The organism is Fuscibacter oryzae (assembly GCF_016765795.1).
Classification (GTDB): Bacteria; Pseudomonadota; Alphaproteobacteria; order Rhodobacterales; family Rhodobacteraceae; genus Fuscibacter; species Fuscibacter oryzae.
The window spans coordinates 21,066-27,606 of sequence record NZ_JAESVP010000016.1; the positions used below are offsets into that span (position 1 = coordinate 21,066).

Sequence of the window (6,541 nt, forward strand, 5' to 3'; positions counted from 1 at the left end):
TCCCATGCAAGTGAACGCCCCCGCCATCGAAATCCGCGATCTGAACAAGTTCTACGGCACGTTTCAGGCCCTGAAAGGCATTTCCCTGACCGTGAAGAAGGGCGAAAAGGTCGTGGTCTGCGGCCCGTCCGGTTCGGGAAAATCCACCATGATCCGCTGTATCAACCAGCTGGAAGAGCACGATTCCGGCGACATCCGGGTGTTTGGCACCCTGTTGAACGACAACGTCGCATCGATCGACGAGATCCGGCGCGAGGTGGGGATGGTGTTTCAGCACTTCAACCTGTTCCCGCATATGACCGTTCTGGAAAACTGCACGCTGGCACCCATTCTGGTGCGCAAATCCAGCCGCGCCGATGCCGAGGCGCGGGCGCGGCATTTCTTGGAAAAAGTCCGCATTCCCGATCAGGCCGACAAGTTTCCCGGCCAGCTTTCGGGCGGCCAGCAACAGCGCGTCGCCATTGCTCGCGCCCTGTGCATGCAGCCCGAAATCCTGCTGTTCGACGAACCGACCTCGGCGCTGGACCCCGAGATGATCGCCGAAGTGCTGGATGTGATGACCACCCTTGCCTCTGACGGGATGACAATGGTGTGCGTCACCCACGAGATGGGCTTTGCCCGCAAGGTGGCCGACCGGGTGATCTTTATGGACAAGGGCGAGATCGTCGAAGAGGCCGACCCCGAAACCTTCTTTACCCAGCCGGTCAATGACCGCACCAGGTTGTTTCTGTCCCAGATCTTGGGTCATTGACTGTGAAAGCGCAACTTTGCCCCGGATCGCCGCCATGCGCTGCAAATCCTCTGGAAATCGACCGGTCTTAGCCTATAAATCCTCTGCCCAGCTTTCAAATGGCATTGGCAGAGGATCATCCATGGCATCCCGTTTGCGCCTGCCGCCGCTCAATTCCCTCAGGGTGTTTCACGCCGTTGTCCGCCATCGCTCTCTGCGCGAGGCGGCAGAGGAACTTTTCGTCTCGCCGCAGGCCGTGGGCCAGCAGGTGCGACTTTTGGAAGAAGCCCTTGGCGTCGTTCTGATGGAGCGCGAGGGGCGCGGCATTCGCCTGACCGAAAAGGCGATAACCCTGTCCCACTACATCTCGGCCGGTTTCGATGAATTCGAAGAGGGCATCCGCCGTGTCAGCGGCCCGCCTGAACGGGCGCTGATCAACCTTAACGTCAGTCCATATTTCGGAACCCGCTATCTGATGCCGCGTCTGGCCGAATTTCGCACTGCGGTGCCAGATGCCGAAATCGGGCTGACCACGATGATCGAACTTGTGGATCTGGAGCGTGACCAGATCGATCTGGCCGTCCAGTGGGGCTATGGCGACCGTTCGGACACACTCAGCACGCTTTTGCTGCGCGACCCCAAGGTCATCTGCTGCCGGCCAGACATGGCCGCCCAGATTTCCAGCCCCGCCGATCTGATGAAGTTCAACCTGCTGCACCCGGCCCGCTCGCGCCGCCTGTGGCCGGATATTCTGGAATATCTTGGCGTGACGACCGGCGCACTGGACCGCACCATCACCTTTGACGATGCCGCCACGATGCGGCGGGCCACCTATCAGGGGCTGGGCATCGGGCTGATCTCACGGCTGGATGCGACCGAAGACATTGCAGCGGGAAAGCTGGCCGCTCCTTTGGGCGAGGATGCACTGCTGGGGATGCCCGAGGGGGCGGTTCCGGGCTTTTACCTGATCACCACCAAGACGCGGCTGCGCGCAAAACATGTCGCAGCCCTGCACCGCTGGCTGGCAGAGCAAAGCTGGTAACGGGGCAGTCGGTCAGCCAAGGCTATGTCCGGCCAGTCCCTCCAGCGCCCGCACAAGGCCGGAATGATCGTCCTCTGCGCCCCCTTGCGCCACGCAGGCCGACATCAGTTGTTGGGCCGAGGCGGTGCCGGGCAACGCCATACCCATCACCCGCGCGCTGTCGAGTGCAAGGCTCAGATCCTTCTGATGCAGCTTGATGCGGAAACCAGGGGCAAAGCTGCGGGCGATCATCCGCTCGCCATGAACCTCCAACACACGAGAGGCGGCGAACCCCCCCATCAGCGCCGTCCGCACCTTGGCCGGGTCGCACCCTGCCTTGCTGGCAAAAACCAGCGCCTCGGCCACCGCCTCGATGTTCAGCGCCACGATGATCTGGTTCGCCAGCTTGCAGGTCTGCCCCGCGCCGTTCGCCTCTCCGACCAGCGTGATGTTCTTGCCCATCACCTCGAACAGCGGCAAGGCGCGGGCGAAATCGGCCTCGGTGCCGCCGACCATGATCGTCAGCGTCGCGGCCTTTGCCCCGACCTGACCGCCCGACACTGGCGCATCCAGATAGGCCCCGCCCGCCGCGCGCGTCGCTTCGGCAAAGCGGGCCGTCTCGATCGGGCTGATCGTTGACATGTCGATGACCAGCGCGCCCGGCCTCAGCCCCGCCAGAACTCCGGCCTCGCCCAGCAGAACGCGCGCCACATCGGGCGTGTCGGGCAGCATCAGGATCACCACCTCCGATGCCTCTGCCACGGCGCGCGGGCTGGCCACAACCTGCGCCGCGAGCCCCTCTGGCAAGGGCGCGCGGTTTAGGACCGTCACCAGACGATGCCCGGCCTGCACCAGATGTTCCGCCATTGGCGCGCCCATCACACCCAATCCGATGAATCCGATCTGCATGGCTTTCCCCTTGTCGTTGCCCGTGACGATGCTCTTGCATTTCATCTTATATGACGTATGATAACTTACAAGCCAAAACCGAGGAGACCCCGATGCAAGAACGTGTCAACCTGCTGAAACAGGCCCTTCAGGACAACACGGCTGCGATCGGCCTTTGGTGTTCGCTCTCTTCGGCGCTGACGACCGAAATCGTGGCAGGCGCCGGCGCGGACTGGCTGCTGATTGACAGCGAACACAGCCCGAACGACCTGCGCAGTATCGTGGCGCAATTGCAGGTGGCCGCAGCCTTCCCGTGCGAGGCGGCGGTGCGGGTGCCCTCGGATGATCCGGTCTTCATCAAGCAGGTGATGGATGGTGGCGCCCGCAGCCTGATGGTGCCCAATATCCGCACCGCCGATCAGGCGCGCGCGGTGGTGGCGGCCATGGCCTATGCGCCGGGCGGGATTCGTGGCTTTTCGGTCGGGCACCGGGCCAATGCCTTTGGCCGGATCGCGAATTATCACGCCAATGCCAGGGCGCAGCAGCTTTTGGCGGTGCAGATCGAATGCGAAACCGGCGTTGCCAATGCCGCCGAGATTGCCGCCGTTCCGGGGGTTGATGTGCTGTTTGTCGGGCCGGGCGATCTTTCGACCAACATGGGCGCGATGGGCAGCCCCAACGCTCCTCATGTGCAGGCGGCCATCGCCTCGGTGCTGGCGGCGACGCGGGCGGCGGGCAAGGCCGCGGGCATCCTTGCCCCGCAGCGCGCCGATGCCGACCGCTATCTGGCCGATGGCTTTACCATGGTCGCCGTCGGGTCTGACCTTGGCCTATTGGCGCGGGGGTCTGACCAGTTGGTCGCACAGTTCCGCAAGGGTTAGGCCATGGTCCCTGCCGATCCAAAGGCCTTTCTGGCCGATCTTTTTCACGAGGCGGTGTGCGCCGCCGATCCGCTGCATTCCCTGCGGCCCTATCTGCCGACGCCGCCAAAGGGGCGCACTGTCGTGATTGGCGCGGGCAAGGGTGCCGCCCAACTGGCGCAGGCGTTCGAGACGCTATGGCCCCATCCGCTGCAAGGCACCGTCGTCACCCGTCACGGCCATGCGGCACCCTGCAAGCGGATCGAGGTGCTGGAGGCTGGTCACCCGGTTCCCGATGCCGCAGGCCTTGCGGCTGCCCGCCGCCTGATGGAACGGGTCAGCGGCCTTGGCCCTGATGATCTGGTGGTGGCCCTGATCTGCGGTGGCGGCTCTGCTCTGCTGCCCGCCCCACCCACCGGCTTTGTACTGGAAGATGAGATTGCGCTGAATCAGGCCCTGCTCGCCTCGGGCGCGCCGATCTCGGTGATGAACGCGCTGAGGCGGCAGTTTTCGCAAATCAAGGGCGGGCGGCTGGCGGCCCTGGCCCATCCGGCACGCGTGGTCAGCCTTGTGGTCAGCGATGTGCCGGGCGACAATCCGGCCGAGGTTGCCTCTGGTCCCACCATTCCCGCCGCTGGAACCGGGGCCGAGGCTTTGGCGCAGGCCGACCTGTGGCGGATCGATCTGCCACAGGCGATCCGGCGCCACATTGCCCAGTCGCAGACGCCGTATCCCTCGGACCCGGCGTTCTTGCACAACACGGTCCATGTCATCGCCTCGTCCAGCCATTCACTTAAGGCGGCAGCGGATCTGGCGAGGCGGCAGGGGGTTCCGGCTGTGATCCTGTCTGATGAAATCGAGGGCGAAGCGCGCGAGGCCGGGGCCTTTCATGCCGCCCTTGCCCGTCAGGTTCAACGCCACGACCAACCCTTTGCCAAGCCCGTCGTGATCCTGTCGGGTGGCGAAACCTCTGTCACGCTGCGGGGCGCGGGTTCGGGCGGGCGCAACACCGAATTCCTGCTGGCCTTTGCCGGGCGGATTGCTGGTCATCCCGGCATTCACGCCCTTGCCGCCGATACCGATGGCATTGACGGCGCCAGCGACAGCGCCGGGGCCTTTGCCGATGCCAGCACCGTGGCGCGCCTGCTGGCCCATGGGCAAAAATGGGACAGTCTGCTGGCGCGCAACGACAGCCGCACCGCCTTTGCCTTGCTGGATGACCTGTTCATCACCGGCCCCACCGGCACCAATGTGAATGATTTCCGCGCTATTCTGGTGGCGTAACGGCGGCCCGCCCGCGCCCTTGCCTGCGATTCCGCCTTGATGGCCTCTGGTAGTGCGCGGCGGCGGCATCGTGCTGTAACCCTGTCATCAAGGCGGCCGCAAAACAACACGGGCGCAAAACCGGGCATGGACTGGGCGTTGTTGGGCTACTCACGACTGAGCATGAGAGCCCGTTTCCCCGTCAGCATCCTGCCACGCGAATGATCTCGGCGGTGCCAGGGGCTGAGAGGCGGTTCATCAGTGCGACTGCGCAGCACTGGTTGACCGCAGAGTGAATCGTTCCGGCCGATCAGGTGAACCCTTCTCTTGTCAAAACGCCAATGGCTGCATTCAACGAAAGCTGAGCGTTGCTGATCTCGCCGCACAACACTCTATTCACCTGGACACCCGCATGATGACTGTCGTCCCGTCACCGTTGAAGTATGCTCGTGTCGGACCCGATCCCGTGGCCTGTGGATCGCCGCCCTTCCCAAGTGCGCCGTCGGCATCCGCCGCCCTCAACCTGCGCCTCGTCTCCGAGATGAACGAGGCCACGACGCATGATTAGCTGGTCATCCCGGACGAAGGCCACGAAAATCCCTGCGCGCGATCTCTTCCGGATCGATGATCATCGGGCGCGCTTCAAGAGCCTCCATTGCCTAAGTAAGCTGCTCGAGCTGGACGCAGATACCATCGAGGATCTGGTCTGCCTCCGACCGTTCGGCATCCAGTGCACGCTATTAAGACAGCGGCTTGGCGTGCCCTGCGGCATCGGCTTTACAAGCTTGTCGCCCAAGCCCTGAACCGCCCCTGCCAGCTGACAGCCGCGCGCCCAGCACCTCACCCGGATCGGATTTGACAGACCGATGTCGCGCAGCGAGGCCACCAGTTCGGCCACCTCCAGGTCATCCCCCGCGCCCGGTCGCGCGTCAGCGTCCAGGCCTCAACCTGATCCAGCGGGATCAGATCAACGATCAGGCCAAGCTGTTTCATCCGCACATGCTCGGCAGCCAGCGTATCATTCTCGGCGCGGATCGCAGCTTCCACCGCGCGACGGTCGCGCAGGGGTTCGGCATTTTCGGTGATTGCTGCCGCCATGAGAGAGCGGCGCGACGGCTCTTCCTTCCCAACGGGGAAGGTTTCGGGATCATCCGGCAGTTCGATATCGAATGGGCGGTGCTTTTTCACTGCTCATTCTCCAGCTTGTCTCAGGCCCCAAGAAAGCAGGCACGAAACTCGTCATAGGCCCGGTCAAACGAGGCGCGAGCGCGGCGCCAAGTTTCGCGCGTCATGGTGCGATAGTCGATCTCGTAGACCGACGACAGGAACCGGCCCGATTGTTCCACAGCGCGCGTCATCTTGATCGGTTCTTTCGCAACGGTATCGCCAAAAACCTTGCGAAATGCCTCCAGCATCGCGCGATGCAATTCATTGCCCGGCTCATACCGCGTCATCAGAAACCGGATGTCGAGAAAGGCCTTGGGCAGCTTCATCTTCCCCGCACGGAAGATACATCGTTACGCCAAGGCCTTGGCCGATTCGGGTCATGCGAAGTGGGCTTGGAGGATCAATGAATTCCTTAGGGGGACAATATCCCACCCTACGTCAAGGGTTGAGGGGACATTCCCGCGAATTGGGGTGACAGCCTGGATGTCCCGTGACCTGCCCCCCGGTCGTCCCTCGTTCATAACGAGAGTCCTTGGGGTTGATAGTGGTCGGTTTCGGGTTGGGCAAGCGCGCCGGGCGCGGAGCCCTCAGATTGCTCAAGCGCCCGGCGCG

6 protein-coding genes and 1 pseudogene are annotated in these 6,541 nt (G+C 63.5%); 4 read left to right on the top strand and 3 right to left on the bottom strand.

Annotation, left to right across the window (positions count from 1 at the left end; genetic code table 11):
* The first annotated feature begins 4 nt into the window (after window positions 1-4).
* Both JI744_RS18880 and JI744_RS18885 read left to right on the top strand, forming a co-directional pair.
* Window positions 5-751 carry an amino acid ABC transporter ATP-binding protein gene (locus tag JI744_RS18880; protein WP_202662736.1) on the top strand — a complete coding sequence of 249 codons (747 nt, stop codon included), beginning with the start codon at window positions 5-7 and terminating at the stop codon, window positions 749-751.
* A 121-nt stretch (window positions 752-872) separates the two neighbouring features.
* Window positions 873-1,772 carry a LysR substrate-binding domain-containing protein gene (locus JI744_RS18885; protein WP_202662737.1) on the top strand — a complete coding sequence of 300 codons (900 nt, stop codon included), beginning with the start codon at window positions 873-875 and terminating at the stop codon, window positions 1,770-1,772.
* Between the two features lie 12 nt (window positions 1,773-1,784).
* Here JI744_RS18885 and JI744_RS18890 read toward each other — a convergent pair whose 3' ends face one another.
* The gene (locus tag JI744_RS18890) at window positions 1,785-2,705 is read right to left on the bottom strand and encodes a 2-hydroxy-3-oxopropionate reductase (protein ID WP_236019560.1); all 921 of its coding nucleotides are present in this window, start codon (window positions 2,703-2,705) and stop codon (window positions 1,785-1,787) included.
* A 47-nt stretch (window positions 2,706-2,752) separates the two neighbouring features.
* Here JI744_RS18890 and JI744_RS18895 point away from each other — a divergent pair, with 47 nt between their 5' ends.
* Both JI744_RS18895 and JI744_RS18900 read left to right on the top strand, forming a co-directional pair.
* Window positions 2,753-3,520, top strand: a complete 768-nt coding sequence (locus JI744_RS18895) for an HpcH/HpaI aldolase family protein (protein WP_202662738.1) — start codon at window positions 2,753-2,755, stop codon at window positions 3,518-3,520.
* A gap of 3 nt (window positions 3,521-3,523) precedes the next feature.
* A complete protein-coding gene (locus tag JI744_RS18900) occupies window positions 3,524-4,783 on the top strand; it encodes a glycerate kinase type-2 family protein (RefSeq protein WP_202662739.1) in 1,260 nt (419 codons plus the stop codon).
* An 819-nt stretch (window positions 4,784-5,602) separates the two neighbouring features.
* Here the strand turns inward: JI744_RS18900 and JI744_RS18905 are convergent.
* On the bottom strand, window positions 5,603-5,950 hold the full coding sequence (locus tag JI744_RS18905; protein WP_202662740.1) for a hypothetical protein: 348 nt from the start codon (window positions 5,948-5,950) through the stop codon (window positions 5,603-5,605).
* A gap of 20 nt (window positions 5,951-5,970) precedes the next feature.
* A pseudogene (locus JI744_RS18910) lies at window positions 5,971-6,264 on the bottom strand (AAA family ATPase); the annotation flags it as partial.
* Between the last annotated feature and the right edge of the window lie 277 nt (window positions 6,265-6,541).